The following is an 18,076-nucleotide window of genomic DNA, read 5'->3' as shown; positions in this document are numbered from 1 at the left end:
CGGCTTGTTTTCAGCTGGGCTCCCTACAATAACGCGCTACTTCCCGATACCAATGCATTGCCTTGACTGCCGTTTCCTTTGACCAAGCCCTGCCCCGGCAGGCCAGCCCCCAGCGCCAGCTGTGGCTGTGGATTGCCGTGTCCGCCGCCGTGTGGACCGTGATGGGCTGGCTTGCCAACGGCAACCTCGACGGCTATTTCGACATGCTGGAGAACTATGCATGGTCGCAGTCGTTCGGCTGGGGCACGCACAAGCACCCGCCGTTCCTCTCGTGGACCACGGGCCTGTGGTTTGCGCTGTTCCCGATCAATGACGCCTCGTACCGCGCGCTGTCGTATGCGAACGTGGCCGTGGGCCTGCTGGGCGTGGCCTACCTGGCCCGCCGGCTGGGCATGCAGCGCTTTGCGCCGGTGGCGGTGCTGCTGCTGCTGTGGAGCTTTCCCTACACCACGCTGGCGGGCAAGTTCAACGCGAATTCGCAGCTGCTGTCGCTGTGGCCCTGGACCGCGGGCCTGCTGCTCGCCAGCATGCAGGAGCAGCGCTGGCGCGGCGCGCTGGCCAGCGTGGTGCTCGGCCTGCTGGCCGCGGCCTGCATGCTCAGCAAATATGTCAGCGGCGTGTTCCTGGCCGGCTTTCTGCTGCCCACGCTGCTCACGCCGCAGGGCCGGCAGTGGCTGCGCACGCCACGGCCCTACCTGGCGCTGATCGCCTTTGCCGCCGCGCTGGCGCCGCATCTGGCCTGGGTGGCGCAGCACGGCTGGATCACGCTGAGCTACGCCGCCGACCAGGGCGACGGCCGGGTGGAATGGCGGCACATCGCCCGCTTCGTGGTCTCGCCGGTGCTGTACTGGCTGCCGGGCTGGCTGGCGGTGACCGGCGTCTATGCCTGGCAGGGCCGTGCGGACCCTGGCGGCAGCGCCAGCTGGTTGACCCGCTGGCGGCGCGCCATGGCCACTAGCTGGCGCTGCCAGGGCTGGCGCGACACGCTGTTCTGGCTGGCCATGTCCACCTGGCTGGGCATGCTGCTGTTTGGCCTGTCCAGCGTGGTCACGCTGTCGATCCCATGGGCCATTCCCATCGGCTTTGCCTTCAGCCTGCTGTGGCTGCGCAACCTGGATGCCGCCCACCCGGCGGCGACCGAGCGGGCGCTGCGCAGCCTGGCGCGCGGCTTCTGGCCGGCGCTGGCCCTGGTGGTGGTGCTGGGCGCGGCGCAGATGCGCCGCGAAATCGCCAACTCCGACAGCGACTACTACCGCCCCAACGAGGCCGCGGCGCATGCGGTGCTGGCGCACTGGCAGCGCGCGCATCCCGATGTGCCGCTGCGCTGGGTGGGCGGCGACTGGGCCCAGAACGCGCTGGTGGCCTTCTACGGCGATCCTGCGGTGCGCACCCTGCCGGGCATGCCCGACAGCCCCGAGGCCAGGATGTATGACTACCCGGACTGGGCGCGCCAGGGTGGCCTGCTGCTGTGCGGCCGCGGCCCGGTGGGCGGCGACGGCCAGTCGCCCCCGCCCGCCGCCGCCTGCGAAGACGCCGCCGCCGCCTGGCAGGCGCGCCAGGGGCAGGCCAGCGGGCCGGTGCTGATCAAGGTGCACAAGCCGGTGGACTGGCGCTTTCCGCATCCCAAATCCTATGTGTATGCGATTTTCGAGTATCTGCCCGCGCAGGGCCGCTGAGCGGAGAACCCCACCATGCCCCCACTGACCGCCCCCCTGCCGGGTCGCGAGCGCCTGGTACTGAGCTGCGTGGTGCCCGCCTACAACGAGGCCGGCCACCTCGAGGACTTTCTGCATGCGCTGCATGCGGCCATCGCGCCGCTGGCCGCGGAATGCGAGATCGTGCTGGTCGACGACGGCAGCAAGGACGCCACCGCCGCCATCGCGCAGCGGCTCGCGCCCCGCTTCCCGATGCGTTTCCTGAAGCTGTCGCGCAACTTCGGCAAGGAGGCCGCGCTGTCCGCCGGCATCGAGCATGCGCGCGGCAATGCGGTGCTGCTGATCGACTCGGACTTCCAGCACCCGCTGTCGCTGGTGCCCGAGATGGTGCGGCTGTGGCAGTCGGGCTACGACATGGTCTATGGCGTGATCGCCGACCGCGCCGGCGAAGGTCTGGCCAAGCGCTGGGGCACCGGCCTGTTCTACCGGCTGATGAACCACGACAACGCGGTGCAGATCCCCGCCAATGCCGGCGACTTCCGGCTGATGGACCGCAAGGTGGTCGATGCGCTCAAGCGCCTGCCCGAGCGCAACCGCTTCATGAAGGGGCTGTACGCCTGGGTGGGCTTCCAGTCGGTGGCCCTGCCCTTCGTGCCCGATGTGCGCAAGAGCGGCACCTCCACCTTCAACCTGCACCGGCTGGCCAAGCTGGCCATGCAGGGCCTGACCTCGTTCACCACGCTGCCGCTGCAGATCTGGAGCGCGGTCGGCGCGGCCATCTCGCTGTCGGCCATCAGCTATGGCATCTTCATCGCGGTCGACTACCTGCTCAACGACAACCCGGTCGACGGCTGGCCCACGCTGGCCGCCGGACTGATGCTGTTCTCGGGCGTGCAGCTGCTGTCCATAGGCATCCTGGGCGAATACATCGGCCGCATCTATGCCGAGGTCAAGCGCCGGCCGGTCTACGTGGTGGCCGAGGACGACAACCACAGCCCCCTGCCCCCTTTGCCGCCCGAGCCGCATGAGCCTGCACGCTGATTCCCTGCCCCTGCGCGCGCTCGCGCTGCTGCAGCGCCTGCCGCAGCCGCTGCAGTTCCTGGGCGTGGGCGGCTGCGCCGCCGCCACCCACCTGCTGGTGGTGGCCGCGCTGGTGCAGGGCCTGCACTGGCAGCCGCTGCTGGCCAACGTGCTGGCCTTCCTGGTGGCGTTCTGCGTAAGCTACTCGGGGCATGCGCTGCTCACCTTCGCCCGGCACCAAACACCGCACCTGCAGGCGATCCCACGCTTCTTCGCGGTGTCCTGCGCCTCGTTCGCGGTCAACGAGCTGCTCTATATCGTGGCCCTGCAGGTACTGCACCTGCACTATTTCTGGAGCCTGGTGGCGGTGCTGCTGATCGTCTCGGTGCTGACCTTCGTGGCCGCCAAGTTCTGGGCCTTTGCCAGGGTGCAGGCGTGAGGCCGTGGCCATGCATTGACATTTCCACTGCCACCGCCCAAACCGGCCGGCTATCCAACCAGTCAGAAGGCGATCGACCATGCACACATGGCCTGTTCAGGATGCGCAGGCGCGCTTCAGTGAATTCGTGGACGCCTGCCTCGCCGAAGGCCCGCAAATGCTGACACGGCGAGGCGCCGAAGCCGCCGTGCTCGTTTCGGTGCAGGAGTGGCGGCGCCTGCAGGCCAGCGCCGGCCCCACGCTCAAGCAGCTGCTGCTGTCGAACCAGGCGCGGCCTGCGGATGCGCTGGAGCCAGCCATTCCGCCTCGCGGCCGCGCCAGGCGCCGCCATCTTCCGGCGCTGTGACGACAGGCATGTACCTGCTCGACACCAACGTCGTCTCCGAGCTGCGCAAACCCAGGCCGCACGGCGGCGTGGTGGCATGGCTGGAATCGGTAGACGATGCACAGGTGTTTATCAGCGCGGTGACCATCGGCGAAATACAGGCCGGCATCGAACTGACTCGACAGCAGGATGCCGCCAAGGCGGCGGAAATCGAAGCTTGGCTGGACATGCTTGCCAGCGCGGGCAACGTGCTGCCCATGGATGCGGCCATCTTCCGGCGCTGGGCCAGGTTGATGCACCGGCAGTCTGACACGCTGTACGAAGATTCCATGATTGCTGCGACCGCACAGGTCCACGGCTTGACCGTGGCAACGCGCAACGCGGTGGACCTTCAAGGCATTGGGCCTGGATGTGTTCAATCCATTTGCATGGCGCTGAATTTCTGAATCCTTTGCGGCGCTGGCAGCCTCTTGTCATGCAGGAGCTTTTTCCTGCAAGCGTACAAGGAGTGACATGTTTTTCCAGAAGAACCTTCCGTCGTGGGAGCGCGCGCTGCGCGTGCTCGCCGGCCTGGCCGCCGCCATCGGCGCTTTTACCTTGCCGCTGGCCCCGCTCTACCAATGGCTGGCAGCGGCGGGCGGCGCCGCGTTCGCCGCCACCGGCTGCGTCGGCTTTTGCCCGATGTGCGCCCTGTTCGGCCGCCGGCTCGGGCCCCATGGGCGTTGATGCCCAGCTGGCGCAGGCCGCCCTGGGCGGCGATGCCTGCGCGCTCGACCAGCTGCTGGCCGCGATGCAGCCGGACCTCAGGCGCTTTGCCCGCCGCAGCTGCGCGAGCAGCGAGGATGCGGAAGACGCGGTTCAGGAGGCGCTGTGGATACTGCGCAGCAAGATCGGCGGCCTGCGCAAGCTGTCGGCGCTGGCCGCCTGGATGTTTCGCGTCGTCGAGCGCGAATGCTACCGGCTGTTCTCGTGGCGCAAAAAGACCGAGCCGCTGCCGCAGGCGCTGGAAGACGCCTTGCAGGCCGCGCCGGCCCCCCAGCAGCTGCGCCAGGACCTGGCCGCGGCCATGGCCAGGCTGGCGCCGCACTACCGCGAGATCCTGATCCTGCGCGACATCGAGGAGCTGTCCGCGCCCGAGGCCGCGGCCCACCTGGGCATTTCGGTGGCGGCGGTCAAAAGCCGCCTGCACCGCGCCCGCGCCCTGATGCGCGAACAGCTGCTGGCGGGCGGCTACCGGGCCGATGGCGGGTGAGGCCGCATGTGCTAGCATCTTGACAGCACACATATCCCTTGGGAGGTTTCGCCATGCCCACAGTTACCGTCCGCCAGCTGGAAGAAGATGTCTACCAGGGGCTGAAGGCCCAGGCCGAGTCCAGCGGCCGCTCGATGGAGGCCGAGGTGCGCGAGATCCTGTCCGCGGCCGTGCGCGGCCGCGCATGGTGGCCCCGGTGGGTTGCGGCCACGCAGTCCTTGCGCGGCGATCCGCTGCCGGTACCGGAGCGCTCGCAACCCCGGGGCGTCGAGCGGCCATGATCGTCCTGGATACCAATGTCGTTTCCGAAACCGTGCGCACCCAGCCATCGCCTGCCGTCATGCAATGGCTGCAGCGGTGCGGCCAGCCTTTTGCCGTCACCTCGGTCACCATTGGCGAACTGCTCACCGGCGTGCATCTGCTGCCCCACGGCAGGCGCCGCACCGGCTTGCTGGCAGCCATCGAACAGGTGCTGCTGCGCTGGGCGGTGACGCTGCCCTACGACGAGACGGCCGCCCGGATCTATGCCGCCCTGCAGGAGCAGGCAAAAACGCAGGGCCGGGGCCTGAGCGTGGAAGACGGCATGATCGCCGCCATCTGCGCCGCCCGCGGCGCAAGCCTGGCCACGCGCAATGTGGCCGACTTCGACTTCCTGCCCATCCCCACCGTGAATCCCTGGGACACGGCCACGCACTGACCCAAGCCATGGCTCTCCAACCGATCATCCTGTGCGCCGACGACTTCGCGCTGCACCCAGCCGTCGATGCGGCGGTGCAGGCATTGGCGAACGCAGGCCGCCTGTCCGCCACCAGCTGCATGAGCACCGCGCCGCGCTGGCGCGAGGCCGCCCGCCTGCTGCCCGCGCTGCGGCCCAGGCTCGCGGTGGGCCTGCATTTCAACCTGACCGAAGGCTTCGGCCGGCAGCCATCCACCGGCATAGGCGCGCGCATTGCGCAGGCCTATGGCGCCAGGCTGGAGCGCGCCTGGCTGCAGGCGCAATGGCGCGCGCAGCTCGACGCCTTCGAGGACGCGCTGGGCACGCCGCCCGATTTCATCGACGGCCACCAGCATGTGCACCAGCTGCCGGCGGTGCGCGCCGCGCTGCTGCAGGAGCTGCAGCGCCGCTATGGCGCCGCGCCGCCGCTGTGGGTACGCTCGACCGCGCCCGCGGGCCGCCTGGTCTGGAGCGCCAAGGCCGCGGTGATTGCCGCGCTGGGCGGCTGGTCGCTGGCCCGCCAGCTGGGCCGCCGCGGCCTGGCCCGCAACCGGGGCTTCGGCGGCGTGTACGGCTTCGACGCGCCCACGCCGCCAGCCTATGGCCGCCACATGGATGCCTGGCTGCGGGCCTGCGGCCCAGGCAGCCTGCTGATGTGCCACCCCGCCAATGCGGTGGTGCAAGGCGATGCGATCGGCGCGCAGCGGCCGGTGGAGTATGAATACCTGCGCAGCCCCGAATTCGGCGCACTGCTGCAGTCGCGCGGCTGCGCGATCACCCAGGATGCGGCGGCGATCCTGCGGCTGATGCGCACATCAAATTAGGGCCTCGCCGCCCTGCAGCACGCCGCCGCCCAGCGCCTGGTACAGGGCCACGGCATCGCCGAACCAGGCGCCTTGCGCCGCGACGGTTGCCGCCCGCGCCTGCAGCCACGACTGGCGCGCGGCCAGCTCCGACGGGCGCGATGCATAGCCTGCGCGCAGCTGCGCCGAGGTGAAACCCAGGGTCTGGCGGCTGGCGGCCTCGCTGCCTTGCGCCATGGCCAGCGCCTTGGTGTCGGCATCGAGCGCGTACAGCGCGTTGGCCACATCCTGGAAGGCCGACAGCACCGTGCCCTTGTACTGCGCGCCGGCGGCCTGCCATTCGGCCTCGGCGGCGCGCTGGCGGGCGCTGAGCGTGCCCCCCGAGAACAGCGGCTGCACCAGCCCCGCGCCCAGCGACCAGACCAGGTTGCCCGACGAGAACATCTGCGGCAGCGCGGTGGCCCCGCCGCCGAACATCGCGGTGATGGACAGCTGCGGCAGCCGCCCGGCCGCGGCCACGCCCACCGCGGCATTGGCCTGGCGCACCGCGGTTTCCGCCAGCCGGATGTCGGGCCGCTGCGCCAGCAGCGCCGAGGCCACCGCCTGCGGCAGCACCGGCACCTTGAAGGACGACAGGGCCGGCACCGGCGGCGCCTGGTCGGGCGTGCGCCCCATCAGCACCGCCACCAGGTTGCGGGTCTGCTGCAGCTCCTTGTGCAGCGGCGGCAGGGTCTGCTGCAATTGCAGCAGCAGGGTCTGCTGGGTGGCCAAGTCAAGCCCGCTGGCATAGCCGTTGGCCTGCAGCTTGCGCATGTGGGCCAGCTGCTGCAGGGCGACCTCGATGGCCTCTTCCACCAGCGCGCCCTGCTCCCGCAGCATGGCGGATTGCAGCACCGCGCCGGCCAGGTTGCCGGCCAGCGCGAGCCGCGCGGCCTGCAGCTGCAGGCGCTGGCCGTCTTCGGCCGCGGCCAGCCCCTCGAGCTGGCGGCGGTTGCCGCCAAAGAGGTCGGCCGTGTACGACACGCTGAGCTGCGCGGTGTGGTAGGTGTAGAGCGAGTCGCCGTTGTTCAGCGGCGCCGACATGGACTTGCCGGTGTTCTGGCGCGAGGGGTTGTAGCCCAGCTGCACCGTGGGATAGAAGTAGCCGCGCTGGGCCACCACGTTTTCGTGCGCCGCGCGCAGCGTGGCGCGCGCGGCCTCGATGGTGGGGCTGGCGGCCAGCGCCTCGCCGATCCAGGCGTCGAGCTCGGGCGAGCCGAAGGCCCGCCACCAGTCGCGCTGCACGGTGGCATCGCTGCCGGTCACGGACAGCGGCTCGCGGGTGAGCGCTGCCGCCACCGGCGCGGCGGGGGGCACATGCTCGGGGCCGGCCGCGCAGCCGGCCAAGGCCAGTGAAATGGCCATCACGGCGGCCAGGGCAGACCCTTTGAAACGCTGATTTTTCCTATGCACGCTTGCCTCCCAGGCCCCGGCGCCCGGCGCCCAATGTCATGCGGCGCAGCACCGCCAGCCGGATCGCGGGCACCACCAGCAGCAGGAATACCGGCCCGATCAGCATGCCGCCGACCACCACGGTGGCCAGCGGCCGCTGCACCTCGCTGCCGATGCTGTGCGACAGCGCCGCGGGCAGCAGGCCGATGCAGGCCGACAGCGCGGTCATCAGCAGCGGCCGCATGCGCCCGCTGTAGGCGTCGTGCATGGCCCGCACGGGGTCGTAGCCATGGCGGCGCAGGTTCTGGTAGTAGCCCAGGATCAGGATGCCGTCCATCACCGACACGCCCAGCAGCGAGATGAAGCCGATCACCGCCGAGATGCTCAGCACCTGGCCGGTGAGGTACAGCGCCGCCAGGCCGCCGATCACGGTGAAGGGCACCGACACCAGCGTCAGCAGGCAGAAGCTGAAGTTGTTGAACAGCGCGTACAGCAGCGCCACGATCAGCGCCACCGCCACGGGAATGGCGACCAGCATGCGGCCCTTGGCCTGCTGCAGCGCCTCGAACTCGCCCGCGTAGATGATGCGGTAGCCCTGCGGCAGCGCCACCTGCTCGGCGATGCGCCTTTGCACCTCGCTCACGGTGCTGCCCAGGTCGCGCCCGCGCGCCGAGAACTTGATCGGGATGTAGCGCTCGTTGCTCTCGCGGTAGATGTAGGTGGCGCCGGTATCGAGCGAGATGTCGGCGATGTCGGCCAGCGGGATGAACGAGGTCGCGCCGGCCGCGGTGGTGTAGCCCACGCGCATGCGGCGCACGTCCTCGGGCGACGAGCGGCTGCTTTCGGCAAAACGCACGGTGAGCGAGAACCGCTTGTCGCCCTCCAGCACCTGGGTAGCCAGGGCACCGGCCATGGCGGTCTGGATGGCGCTGGCCACGTCGCCCGTATTCAGGCCATAGCGGGCGGCGCGCTCGCGGTTGATCTGGATGTTCATGTTGGGCTGGCCCAGGATGTGGAACACCCCGAGGTCGGCCACGCCGTCGATGCGCGACATCACGTCCTGCACCTTCTCGGCCAGCTTTTCCAGCACGGCCAGGTCGGGGCCGATGATCTTCACCGAGTTCGCGCCCTTCACGCCCGACAGGCCTTCCTGCACGTTGTCCTGGATGTACTGCGAGAAGTTGAAGCTGACGCCGGGAAACTCGGCCTCGAACCTGCGCTGCAGCTCGCCCACCAGGCGCTCCTTGGTCATGCCGGGGCGCCATTGCTCGAACGGCCGCAGCGGCGCGAACAGCTCGACGTTGTTGAAGCCCGAGGCGTCGCTGCCGTCGTCGGGCCGCCCGTGCTGCGACACCACGGTGATGATCTCGGGATACTCCTTGATGATCTGGCGCATGCGGTTGGTCTTGTCGTGCCCGGCCTCCAGCGAGATGGTGGCCGGCATCGACGCGCGTATCCACAGGTTGCCCTCCTCCAGCGCCGGCAGGAATTCGCTGCCCAGGCGCATCGCCATGAAGCCGCCCGCCGCCAGCGCCAGCACGCTGAAGGCCAGCACCAGGCGGGTGTTGCGCAGCACCCAGGCCAGCGCCGGCTCGTAGACACGGTGGATGGCGCGCACCGCGAAGGTCTCTTTTTCCTCGACCCTGGCCGGCAGCAGGTAGCTGGCCAGCACCGGGGTGATGGTGAAGGTGGCGATCAGCGCACCGGCCAGCGCATAGCCATAGGTGCGTGCCATGGGGCCGAAGATCTGGCCTTCCACGCCCTGCATCGCGAACAGCGGCGTGAAGGCGGCGATGGTGATGCAGGTGGAGAACAGCACCGAGCTGTCCACCTGGGTGGCGCTCAGGTAGATCATGCGCAGCCGCGAGGTCCAGCCCTGCGACGGATTGGTGCGCGCGCCGTCGGGCCCGCGCGCCATGTCGCGCAGCATCGCGGCGCGCAGCGGCGTGGGCCGCTGGAAGTTGCGGAACACGTTCTCCACCAGGATCACCGCCGCATCGACGATGATGCCGAAGTCCACCGCCCCCAGCGACAGCAGGTTGGCCGACTCGTCGGTGAGCACCAGCATCATGATGCTGAAGAACAGCGCGAACGGGATGTTGACGCTGACGATCACCGCGCTGCGCAAATCGCCCAGGAACACCCACTGGATCAGGAACACCAGCAGGCAGCCGAAGAGCAGGTTGTGCAGCACGGTATGGGTGGTCACGCCCACCAGCACCGCGCGGTCGTAGTAGGGCTGCACCTGCACGCCCTGCGGCAGCGTGCCGTCGGCATTGATCTTCTTGACCTCGGCCGCCACGCGCTTGATCACGTCGCTGGTGTGCAGCGTGCGGTTCATGATGACGACGCCGGTCACCACGTCGTCCTGCCCGTCGCGCCCGGCCTCGCCCAGGCGCGGCATGCTGCCTTCGGAGATGGTGGCCACGTCCTTGACCTGGATCGGCAGCCCGCCCCGGCTGCCGACCACGATGTCGGCGACGTCCTTGAGGTCGCGCACCAGGCCCAGCCCGCGGATGTTGACCGACTGGTCGCCCAGGCTGACGGAGCGCCCGCCCACGTTGAGGTTGGCGTTGCCTATGGCATCGACCAGCGCCTTGAGCGTGATGCCGTGCGCCTCCAGCCGGCGCGGATCGGCCTCGACATGGTATTCCTTGGTGGTGCCGCCCCAGGTGACGACCTGCACCACGCCGGGCACGGTGAGCAAGCGCTTCTCGATCACCCAGTCCTGCAGCGTGCGCAGCTGCGTCAGGCTGTAGGTGGACGGGCCCTTGACCTGGTAGCGCAGGATCTCGCCCACCAGGCTGGAGGCCTGGATCTGCGGCTGCACGCCGCCGGGCAGCTCGACATTGGCCTGCAGGTTGTTGGCCACCTGGGCCAGCGCGAAGTAGTAGTCGGTGCCGTACTTGAAGGTCACGCGCACGAAGGACAGGCCGTAGAACGAGGTGGAGCGGATGTTCTCCACCCCCGGCGTGGTCGCCAGGCCGATCTCCATCGGCCGGGTGTAGTAGCGCTCCATCTCCTCGGCCGACTGGCCGGGCGCCTGCGCGGTGATCTCCAGGATCACCGGCGCCGGGTTGGGATAGGCCTCGACATTCAGCTTCATGAAGGCGAGCACGCCCAGGCCCATGAAGGCCAAAAGGGCCAGCAGAACAATGGGCCTGCGCGACAGCACGAAGGCCAGCAGCGGACGAAACACGGTGGACTCTCCTGGACGGCGGCTATTGCGGCTGCGCGTCGGTTTCGTACAGGCTGCTCAGAAAGAGCGCGTTGCGCCGGGCGACCTGGTCGCCGGCCGCCAGGCCCTGGACCAGCTCGACCCAGCCGCCATCGGCCTTGCCGCGCACCACGCGGCGCTGCGTGAACAGCGGCCCCCGGGCATCCTTGCCCGAGGCCACCCACACCACGTCGGCGCCGTCGCCGCGGCGCACCACCGCCTCGGCCGGCGCGGCAATGCCCTGCTCGGGCGCGGCGACGGTGGTGCTGAACTCCGCCGTCATCTGCGGCCGCAGCAGGTGCTGCGGATCGGCGATCTCGGCCCGCACCGGAATGCGCCGGCTGTCGGCATCGATGCTGTCGCCCACATGCGCCACCTTGCCGGCGAACACCTTGCCCGGCCAGGCCGCCACCCGCACCTCGACCGGCTGGCCCGGGCGGTAGTAGCGGAACTCGGACTCGGGCACGTTGGCCACCATCCACAGCGCGCCGGTGTCCGACACGGTGACCGGCGCCGGATCGTTGCCCGGCTGCACCAGCAGCCCCGGCTGCGCCGCGCGCGCCACCACCCGCCCGGCGATCGGGCTCTTGACCGCCACCTCGATGCCGACCTTGCGCTCGCGCTCGATGCGGGCGATGTCGGCCTCGCCCAGATCGAGCAGGCGCAGGTTCTGGCGCGCGGCATCGTAGGCGGCCTGGGCCGTCTGCTGCTCGGCCTGCGCCTGCTGGTATTCCTTCTGCGGGATGCTGCTGTCCTGCGCCAGCGCCTCGGCGCGCCTGAGGGTGGCATTCGCCGCGTGCAGCGTGGCGGCGGCCGAGATCAGCGCGGATGCGGCCTGCGAGGCATCGGACACCGCCACGGTGAACAGCGCCTGCCCCTTGCGCACCTCGTCGCCCGCCTTCACCAGCACCTGGGCCACGCGGCCCTGCTGCGCGGCAAAGACGCGCACGGTGCGGTCCTGGTTGAAATCGATCACGCCCAGGGTGCGCTGCAGGTTGGCGAAGCTGCGCTCTTGCAGCGTGCCCACGTCGAAGGCCGCCAGCTGCTCGGGCGCCACGCGCACCACGTCCGCCTGCACCCGCCCCGCGACCGCGGGCGCCTCCTCGGCCGCCGGTGCTTCGTGCGCCTGCCGCGCATACCACCAGCCACCGGCCGCCAGCACGCCCGCCGCGGCCAGCGCCGCCCAGGCCATGCCCCGCCGGCCGTATGGCCCCTCTGTCATTGGACTTGCCGCCGTCATCTGCCCATCTTTCCCGTGCATGTCGATACGGCTCGCCAATGTAGGCACAAAAGCTTTATGCGGGCTTTATTACGACCTCCGCGCCGTTTTCTGGACTACAGGGACTGGAACAATCGGTGATCGGCAAAATTTCGCCGCAGGAAATCATCGAACATCGGCACGGTGAAAGCGATGTCGCCATGGGCAGGACTGTAGATCATCCCCTTGCTGATGATCTTGGCTCGGCACGGTCCCAGGCTCTGGTTGGTTTCCCCCAGGCAATGGGCTACATCGTTCGAACGATACGGACCGCAGCCCAGGCTCGCCATGGCATAGACATACTCGCGCTCCTTGGGCGTCAGCCGCTCCAGGCGCACATTGAAAAAGCCATCGTCGAGACGGCGCAATGCCGCCACGGTCGCACCGCGCACATCCATGCTGGTGATGCGCTCCCCCTGAGCATGGTTCCACGCCTGGAACCCCCATTCCTGCAGGAAATACGGATATCCCTTGGTGGTGGCGACGATTGCGGCCACCGCATCCTCGTCGATGCACTCCGCCTCGTCTTCGACCGGCTGACGGATGGCCTGCGCGGCGGACCCGGTGTCGAGCGCATCCACCACCGGATAGGTGAACAGGCGTTCCGCGTAGGATTTGGCGTCTCCCGCCATTGCCGCCAATTGCGGCAGGCCCGCGCCGAAGAATACGATGGGCAGGCTCTTTTGATTGACCCGATGCAGCGCCACGATCAACGCCGACAAATCACGCTCGGACAGATACTGGACTTCATCGATCAGCAGCGCCCACCCCTTGCCCGCTGCCTTTGCCGCCTCGCCCACCAGCACAAACAGCTCCACCAGGTCGTCGCTCAAGTTGCCACTGTCTGCAATGCCCTGCTCAGGCTCATAGGCGATGGAGACGTCTCCCACCGTCACCTTGAAGGCGGCGGCAAACGATTTGAGTGCCCGCAGCGCGGCAACCACCTTCGCCTTGGCAAGTTCGCCGATAGACAGCTTGCGCAATACCTGGTGCAACCGCGGGTACAGCAGCTGCGGCAAGGGGCGATTTTCCGGCGCCTCGATGAATGAGGTCAGATACCCCGCCTCTTCGGCAAAGCCCTCGATTTTGTTCAGCAGCACCGTCTTGCCGACACCGCGCAAGCCCAGCAGCATCTGGGACTGGCTGTTCCTGCCCTGGATGACTCGGCGCAATGCCACCTGCGCCTCATCGAGAATGCGCTGGCGGCCTGCCAGTTCGGGCGGCTGCGATCCCGCCCCTGGAGCGAACGGGTTTCTCACTGCATCCATGGCAGGCCTCCGTATTGATCAATATCTAACGAATTCTAAATCATTATTGATAGATATAGATATAAATTCCTATATGCCTGCCGCCAGCGGCAGCGCAATCCGCAGGCAGGTGCCGCCGGGCGCGGCCGCCTCCAGCAGCGCCAGCTCGCCCCCCATACGGCGGATGATGCGCTGGGCGATGGACAGGCCCAGGCCCGAGCCTTCGGCATAGCCGTGGCCGCCGCGCCAGAACGGCAGGAACATCTGCTCGCGCGTGGCCGGCGGCAGCGGCGCGCCGTCGTCCAGCACCTCGATGTGCAGTTCGGCCGCGCTGCAGCGCAGCTCCACCAGGATGCTGCGGCCGCCATAGCGGATGGCGTTGTCGACCAGGTTGGACACCACCTCGCCCAGCAGCGTGGGCGAGCCCGCCACCGGCGCCGCGGGCAGCGTGCCCTGCAGCGCCAGGCGCTTGCCCGCGGCCTGGGCGGGGCGCTGCCAGCGCTGCACCGCCTCGGCCACCACGGGCGCGGCGTCGAACACCAGGTCTTCGTGCAGCTGCGCCTCGCCCGCGCGGGTGTAGGCCAGCAGCTGCTTGACCATGCGCGCGCCGCGCGTGGCCACCTCGTCGAGCTGGCCCAGCACCTGCGCATCGACCGGCTGGCCGGGATCGGCGCGCTGCACGCGCAGCATGTCGCCCACCAGCAGCCGGATGCCGGCGATGGGCGTCTGCAGCTGGTGCGCCGCATCGGCGATGAAGCGGCGCTGCTCGTCGATCGAGACCTGCAGGCGCCGCAGCAGGAAGTTGGTGTGCTCGACCATGTCGCGCAGCTCTTCGGGCACATCGTCCACCGGCAGCAGCGACAGGTCTTCGCCGCGATGGCGCGCCACCTCGGCCGACAGCCGCCGCGTGGGCTCCAGGCCCCGGCGTATGCCCAGGTAGACCAGCGGCACGATGATGAAGCAGGCCAGCGCCGCCGGCAGGAAGATCGCCATCGCGATCTGGTCCTTGGTCTGCTGGCGCTTGGCCTTGGATTCGGCCACCAGCACCCAGACCGCCTCGTCGCCCGGCGCGGGCTGCAGGCGCTGCGCCACCAGCCGCAGCGCTATGCCGGATTTGGATTCGGCGTCGAAGAACACCGTGGCGTTCGTGCCGGCCTTGAGTGCGTCGGGCACATCCAGCATCAGGTCGCCCACCAGCTTGCGGCCCTGCTGCGTGCGCACCGCATAGCGGCTGTGCGACAGCGAATCGAACACCAGGTAGTCCGCGATCTCCTTACTGGCGTTGAAGCTCGCGCGCCCGTCCTGCCAGCGCAGCTGCGCCGCCAGCGCATGCGCGTCGTCGGCCAGCAGGCGGTCGTAGGTCAGCGACATGCTGCGGCCGCTGAACAGGTAGGCCGCCCCGGCGGCGAGCGCGGCGCAGACCACCCACAGCACCACCACCGGCACCAGCAGGCGCTGCGACAGGCTGGGGCCCATGCGCCTCCAGGTGCGCCCGACCTCGGCGAGCACCCGGGGGATCACAGCACTTCGAGTGCGTAGCCGACGCCGCGCACCGTGGTGATGGTGACGCCGGCATCGGCCAGCTTGCGCCGCAGCTTCAGGATGTAGATCTCGACCGCGTTCGCGCTGAAATTGCTTTCCCAGCTGGACATGGCGGAGATGATGCGGTTCTTGGGGATGGCGCTGCCCGGCGAGGACATCAGCAGCTCCAGCAGCGCCGCCTCGCGCGGGCTGAGCGCGAGGCGCTGCTCGCCGGCGTGCAGCTCGCGCGAATCGGTGTTGAACACCAGGCGGCCGGCGCTGAGCAGGTTGCTGGCATTGCCCGACTTGCGCCGGGTGACCGCGCGCAGCCGCGCCACCAGCTCCTCGGGCTCGAAGGGCTTGCCCAGGTAGTCGTCGGCGCCGGCATTGAGCCCCTGCACGCGGCTTTGCAGGCCGTCGCTGGCGGTGAGAATGATGACCGCGATGTCGTTGCCCTGGCTGCGCCAGTCCTTGAGCACCTCGATGCCGCCGCGCCGCGGCAGGCCCAGGTCGAGCACCGCTGCGTCGTAGCGCTCGGTGGCAGTGGCCGCGAGCGCGTATTCGCCGTCGGTCACCACGTCGACCTGCCAGCCCTCGGCCTGGAGCATGCGCTCCATCGCCAGGCGCAGCGCCGGGTCGTCTTCGACGATGAGCACGCGCATGGCTTTATCCGAACAGCGCGGCCAGCGCCTCGCCGGGCTCGGGCGCGCGCATGAAGGCCTCGCCCACCAGGAAGGCATTGACGCCGGCGTCGCGCATGGCCTTCACGTCGGCCGGCGCGAGGATGCCCGATTCGGTCACCAGCAGGCGGTCGGCGGGCACGTCTTTTTGCAGCTCCAGCGTGGTCTGGATGCTGACCTCGAAATTGCGCAGGTTGCGGTTGTTGATGCCCACCAGCGGGGTCTTGAGCTTGAGCGCGCGCGCCAGCTCGGCGCCGTCGTGCACCTCGACCAGAACCGCCATGTCGAGGCTACGCGCAATGGCTTCGAGCTCGGCCATCTGCCCATCCTCCAGGCAGGCGGCGATCAGCAGCACGCAGTCGGCGCCCATCGCGCGCGACTCGTAGATCTGGTAGGGATCGATCATGAAGTCCTTGCGCAGCACCGGCAGGCCGCAGCTGGCGCGCGCCTGCTTCAGGTAGTCCACCGAGCCCTGGAAGAACTGCTTGTCGGTCAGCACCGACAGGCAGGCGGCGCTGGTCTTGCCGTCGCCCTCGGCATAGCTTTGCGCGATGTCCGCGGGGACGAAGTCGGCGCGAATCACGCCCTTGCTGGGGCTGGCCTTCTTGATCTCGGCGATCACCGCGGCCTGGCCGGCGGCGATCCTGGCGCGCAGCGCGCCCTCGAAATCGCGCGTGAGCACGCGGCTTTCGGCATCGGCGCGCATGGCTTCGAGCGGCATTTTCTTGCGCGCCGCGGCCACTTCCTGCACCTTCACTTCACAGATTTTCTTCAGGATGTCGGACATTGCTTTTTCCTCAGGCCGCAAGCTCATGGGTGCGCACGACCAGTTGCTCCAGCTTGGCCTTGGCCGCGCCATTGTCGATGGCGGCGCGCGCGCGCGCCAGCCCGTCGGCGATCGAGTCCGCCACGTTGGCCGCATACAGCGCCGCGCCCGCATTCAGGCAGACGATGTCGCGCGCCGGGCCCTGGGCCCCGCCCAGCACGTCGAGCAGCATCTGGCGCGACTGCTCGGGCGTGTCGACGCGGAAAGCCCGCGTGCCCACCATGGGAATGCCGAAGTCCTCCGGGTGGATTTCGTACTCGCGCACCACGCCGTCCTTGAGCTCGCCCACCAGGGTGCTGGCGCCCAGGCTGATCTCGTCGAGCCCGTCGCGGCCGTAGATCACCAGCGCATGCTCGGCGCCCAGGCGCTGCAGTGCGCGCACCTGGATGCCGACCAGGTCTTCGTGGAACACGCCCATCAGGATGTTGGGCGCGCCCGCGGGGTTGGTGAGCGGCCCGAGGATGTTGAAGATGGTGCGCACGCCCAGCTCCTTTCTCACCGGGGCCACGTTCTTCATCGCCGGGTGGTGGTTGGGCGCGAACATGAAGCCTATGCCCACGTCGGCGATGCACTGCGCGATCTGCTCGGGCGCCAGCCCGATGTGCACGCCCAGCGCCTCCATCACATCGGCGCTGCCGCTCTTGCTGGAGACGCTGCGCCCGCCATGCTTGCTGACCTTGGCGCCCGCCGCCGCGCACACGAAGATGGCGCAGGTGGAGATGTTGAAGGTGCTGGCGCCGTCGCCGCCGGTGCCCACCACGTCGACCATGTGGCTGCGGTCGGCCACGCTCACCTTGGTCGACAGCTCGCGCATCACCTGCGCGGCGGCGCTGATCTCGCCGATGGTTTCCTTCTTCACGCGCAGGCTGGCGGTGATGGCCGCGGTCATCACCGGCGAGAGCTCGCCACGCATGATCATGCGCATCAGGTGCAGCATCTCGTCGTGGAAGATCTCGCGGTGCTCGATGGCGCGCTGCAGCGCCTCCTGAGGGGTGATCTGGCTCATGATGTTTCTCTTATTTGATAGCTGCTAGCACTGATCCACTTTGAATTTAAAATAGTTTTTATATCGAAATCGTTACAGGTACTGCGCTAGCAGCTATGGTTTTCAATGCTTGCCGTCGAGGAAGTTCTTCAGCATCGCATGGCCGTGCTCGGTCAGGATGCTTTCCGGATGGAACTGCACGCCCTGGATCGGCAGCTCGCGGTGGCGCACGCCCTGGATCTCGCCGTCCTCGCTGGTGGCGGTGATCTCCAACACCTCGGGGCAGCTGGCACGCTCGATCACCAGCGAGTGGTAGCGGTTGACGGTGAACTGCCGCGGCAGCTCGGCGAACACGCCCTGCTGCGTGGTGGTGATGACGCTGGTCTTGCCATGCATCTGCTGCACCGCGCGCACGATCTTGCCGCCGAAGGCCGCGCCGATCGCCTGGTGGCCCAGGCATACGCCGAGGATGGGCAGCTTGCCGGCGAAATGCTTGATCGCGGGCACCGAGATGCCGGCCTCGGCGGGCGAGCACGGGCCGGGCGAAATCACCAGCCAGTCGGGCCGGTGCGCGGCAATCGCCTCCAGCGAAGTCTCGTCGTTGCGCACCACCACCACCTCGACGCCCAGCTCGCCGAAGTACTGCACGATGTTGTAGGTGAAGCTGTCGTAGTTGTCGACCATCAAGAGCTTTTTCATGGC

Annotated in this window: 19 protein-coding genes; 10 read left to right on the top strand and 9 right to left on the bottom strand. The window is 68.8% G+C overall.

Going from position 1 to position 18,076, the window contains the following annotated elements; all coding sequences use genetic code 11:
* The first annotated feature begins 62 nt into the window (after positions 1 to 62).
* The 10 genes from ACODRX_RS03220 (at position 63) to ACODRX_RS03175 (ending at position 6,230) form a co-directional block, all read left to right on the top strand.
* On the top strand, positions 63 to 1,676 hold the full coding sequence (locus ACODRX_RS03220; protein WP_488869603.1) for a glycosyltransferase family 39 protein: 1,614 nt from the start codon (positions 63 to 65) through the stop codon (positions 1,674 to 1,676).
* 15 nt (positions 1,677 to 1,691) lie between these two features.
* Positions 1,692 to 2,696, top strand: a complete 1,005-nt coding sequence (locus ACODRX_RS03215; RefSeq protein WP_488869602.1) for a glycosyltransferase family 2 protein — start codon at positions 1,692 to 1,694, stop codon at positions 2,694 to 2,696.
* The gene (locus tag ACODRX_RS03210; RefSeq protein ID WP_488869601.1) at positions 2,680 to 3,114 is read left to right on the top strand and encodes a GtrA family protein; all 435 of its coding nucleotides are present in this window, start codon (positions 2,680 to 2,682) and stop codon (positions 3,112 to 3,114) included. Before ACODRX_RS03215 ends, ACODRX_RS03210 begins: the two co-directional genes overlap by 17 nt.
* 79 nt (positions 3,115 to 3,193) lie before the next feature.
* Positions 3,194 to 3,460: a type II toxin-antitoxin system Phd/YefM family antitoxin gene (locus tag ACODRX_RS03205; RefSeq protein ID WP_488869600.1), complete on the top strand. Its 267-nt coding sequence runs from the start codon at positions 3,194 to 3,196 to the stop codon at positions 3,458 to 3,460.
* A gap of 8 nt (positions 3,461 to 3,468) precedes the next feature.
* The gene (locus tag ACODRX_RS03200; RefSeq protein WP_488869599.1) at positions 3,469 to 3,885 is read left to right on the top strand and encodes a type II toxin-antitoxin system VapC family toxin; all 417 of its coding nucleotides are present in this window, start codon (positions 3,469 to 3,471) and stop codon (positions 3,883 to 3,885) included.
* Positions 3,886 to 3,952: 67 nt separating this feature from the next.
* Entirely contained in the window at positions 3,953 to 4,165 is a 213-nt protein-coding gene (locus ACODRX_RS03195; RefSeq protein WP_488869598.1) for a YgaP-like transmembrane domain, read from the top strand.
* Positions 4,155 to 4,691 (top strand): RNA polymerase sigma factor, encoded by a 537-nt coding sequence (locus ACODRX_RS03190; RefSeq protein WP_488869597.1) that lies wholly within the window; start codon positions 4,155 to 4,157, stop codon positions 4,689 to 4,691. The genes ACODRX_RS03195 and ACODRX_RS03190 overlap by 11 nt, the downstream gene beginning before the upstream one ends.
* A gap of 53 nt (positions 4,692 to 4,744) precedes the next feature.
* Complete coding sequence (locus tag ACODRX_RS03185; RefSeq protein ID WP_488869596.1) at positions 4,745 to 4,972, top strand: FitA-like ribbon-helix-helix domain-containing protein; 228 nt, start codon at positions 4,745 to 4,747, stop codon at positions 4,970 to 4,972.
* Complete coding sequence (locus ACODRX_RS03180; protein WP_488869595.1) at positions 4,969 to 5,388, top strand: type II toxin-antitoxin system VapC family toxin; 420 nt, start codon at positions 4,969 to 4,971, stop codon at positions 5,386 to 5,388. Before ACODRX_RS03185 ends, ACODRX_RS03180 begins: the two co-directional genes overlap by 4 nt.
* Before the next feature lie 8 nt (positions 5,389 to 5,396).
* On the top strand, positions 5,397 to 6,230 hold the full coding sequence (locus tag ACODRX_RS03175; RefSeq protein ID WP_488869594.1) for a ChbG/HpnK family deacetylase: 834 nt from the start codon (positions 5,397 to 5,399) through the stop codon (positions 6,228 to 6,230).
* Here ACODRX_RS03175 and ACODRX_RS03170 read toward each other — a convergent pair.
* The 9 genes from ACODRX_RS03170 to ACODRX_RS03130 form a co-directional block, all read right to left on the bottom strand.
* Entirely contained in the window at positions 6,222 to 7,613 is a 1,392-nt protein-coding gene (locus ACODRX_RS03170) for an efflux transporter outer membrane subunit (RefSeq protein WP_488869593.1), read from the bottom strand. The two genes, ACODRX_RS03175 and ACODRX_RS03170, sit on opposite strands and share 9 nt — an antisense overlap.
* Before the next feature lie 40 nt (positions 7,614 to 7,653).
* Positions 7,654 to 10,839 (bottom strand): efflux RND transporter permease subunit, encoded by a 3,186-nt coding sequence (locus tag ACODRX_RS03165; protein ID WP_488869592.1) that lies wholly within the window; start codon positions 10,837 to 10,839, stop codon positions 7,654 to 7,656.
* Positions 10,840 to 10,861: 22 nt separating this feature from the next.
* Complete coding sequence (locus tag ACODRX_RS03160) at positions 10,862 to 12,079, bottom strand: efflux RND transporter periplasmic adaptor subunit (protein ID WP_488869591.1); 1,218 nt, start codon at positions 12,077 to 12,079, stop codon at positions 10,862 to 10,864.
* Between the two features lie 113 nt (positions 12,080 to 12,192).
* On the bottom strand, positions 12,193 to 13,383 hold the full coding sequence (locus ACODRX_RS03155; RefSeq protein WP_488869590.1) for an ATP-binding protein: 1,191 nt from the start codon (positions 13,381 to 13,383) through the stop codon (positions 12,193 to 12,195).
* Positions 13,384 to 13,452: 69 nt separating this feature from the next.
* The gene (locus tag ACODRX_RS03150) at positions 13,453 to 14,838 is read right to left on the bottom strand and encodes a sensor histidine kinase (protein ID WP_488869589.1); all 1,386 of its coding nucleotides are present in this window, start codon (positions 14,836 to 14,838) and stop codon (positions 13,453 to 13,455) included.
* 41 nt (positions 14,839 to 14,879) lie between these two features.
* The gene (locus tag ACODRX_RS03145; protein ID WP_488869588.1) at positions 14,880 to 15,545 is read right to left on the bottom strand and encodes a response regulator transcription factor; all 666 of its coding nucleotides are present in this window, start codon (positions 15,543 to 15,545) and stop codon (positions 14,880 to 14,882) included.
* A 4-nt stretch (positions 15,546 to 15,549) separates the two neighbouring features.
* A complete protein-coding gene (trpC, locus tag ACODRX_RS03140; protein WP_488869587.1) occupies positions 15,550 to 16,350 on the bottom strand; it encodes an indole-3-glycerol phosphate synthase TrpC in 801 nt (266 codons plus the stop codon).
* A gap of 10 nt (positions 16,351 to 16,360) precedes the next feature.
* Positions 16,361 to 17,395, bottom strand: a complete 1,035-nt coding sequence (gene trpD, locus ACODRX_RS03135) for an anthranilate phosphoribosyltransferase (protein WP_488869586.1) — start codon at positions 17,393 to 17,395, stop codon at positions 16,361 to 16,363.
* 102 nt (positions 17,396 to 17,497) lie between these two features.
* The gene (locus tag ACODRX_RS03130) at positions 17,498 to 18,073 is read right to left on the bottom strand and encodes an aminodeoxychorismate/anthranilate synthase component II (protein WP_488869585.1); all 576 of its coding nucleotides are present in this window, start codon (positions 18,071 to 18,073) and stop codon (positions 17,498 to 17,500) included.
* Positions 18,074 to 18,076 lie beyond the last annotated feature (3 nt).

The sequence above is a fragment of the Comamonas sp. FG99 genome, from assembly GCF_057808605.1.
This window is presented reverse-complemented; position numbering and strand designations above follow the sequence as displayed.

Bases quoted from the DNA above. Each gene is read 5' to 3' on its own strand.
- ACODRX_RS03205 (WP_488869600.1), top strand. From the start codon at position 3,194: ATGCACACATGGCCTGTTCAGGATGCGCAGGCGCGCTTCAGTGAATTC.
- ACODRX_RS03190 (WP_488869597.1), top strand. From the start codon at position 4,155: ATGGGCGTTGATGCCCAGCTGGCGCAGGCCGCCCTGGGCGGCGATGCC.
- ACODRX_RS03160 (WP_488869591.1), bottom strand. From the start codon at position 12,079: ATGACAGAGGGGCCATACGGCCGGCGGGGCATGGCCTGGGCGGCGCTG.
- ACODRX_RS03215 (WP_488869602.1), top strand. From the start codon at position 1,692: ATGCCCCCACTGACCGCCCCCCTGCCGGGTCGCGAGCGCCTGGTACTG.
- ACODRX_RS03210 (WP_488869601.1), top strand. From the start codon at position 2,680: ATGAGCCTGCACGCTGATTCCCTGCCCCTGCGCGCGCTCGCGCTGCTG.
- ACODRX_RS03145 (WP_488869588.1), bottom strand. From the start codon at position 15,545: ATGCGCGTGCTCATCGTCGAAGACGACCCGGCGCTGCGCCTGGCGATG.
- ACODRX_RS03170 (WP_488869593.1), bottom strand. From the start codon at position 7,613: ATGGCCATTTCACTGGCCTTGGCCGGCTGCGCGGCCGGCCCCGAGCAT.
- trpD (WP_488869586.1), bottom strand. From the start codon at position 17,395: ATGAGCCAGATCACCCCTCAGGAGGCGCTGCAGCGCGCCATCGAGCAC.
- ACODRX_RS03155 (WP_488869590.1), bottom strand. From the start codon at position 13,383: ATGGATGCAGTGAGAAACCCGTTCGCTCCAGGGGCGGGATCGCAGCCG.
- ACODRX_RS03130 (WP_488869585.1), bottom strand. From the start codon at position 18,073: ATGAAAAAGCTCTTGATGGTCGACAACTACGACAGCTTCACCTACAAC.
- ACODRX_RS03150 (WP_488869589.1), bottom strand. From the start codon at position 14,838: ATGGGCCCCAGCCTGTCGCAGCGCCTGCTGGTGCCGGTGGTGGTGCTG.
- ACODRX_RS03200 (WP_488869599.1), top strand. From the start codon at position 3,469: ATGTACCTGCTCGACACCAACGTCGTCTCCGAGCTGCGCAAACCCAGG.
- ACODRX_RS03180 (WP_488869595.1), top strand. From the start codon at position 4,969: ATGATCGTCCTGGATACCAATGTCGTTTCCGAAACCGTGCGCACCCAG.
- ACODRX_RS03175 (WP_488869594.1), top strand. From the start codon at position 5,397: ATGGCTCTCCAACCGATCATCCTGTGCGCCGACGACTTCGCGCTGCAC.
- trpC (WP_488869587.1), bottom strand. From the start codon at position 16,350: ATGTCCGACATCCTGAAGAAAATCTGTGAAGTGAAGGTGCAGGAAGTG.
- ACODRX_RS03185 (WP_488869596.1), top strand. From the start codon at position 4,745: ATGCCCACAGTTACCGTCCGCCAGCTGGAAGAAGATGTCTACCAGGGG.
- ACODRX_RS03195 (WP_488869598.1), top strand. From the start codon at position 3,953: ATGTTTTTCCAGAAGAACCTTCCGTCGTGGGAGCGCGCGCTGCGCGTG.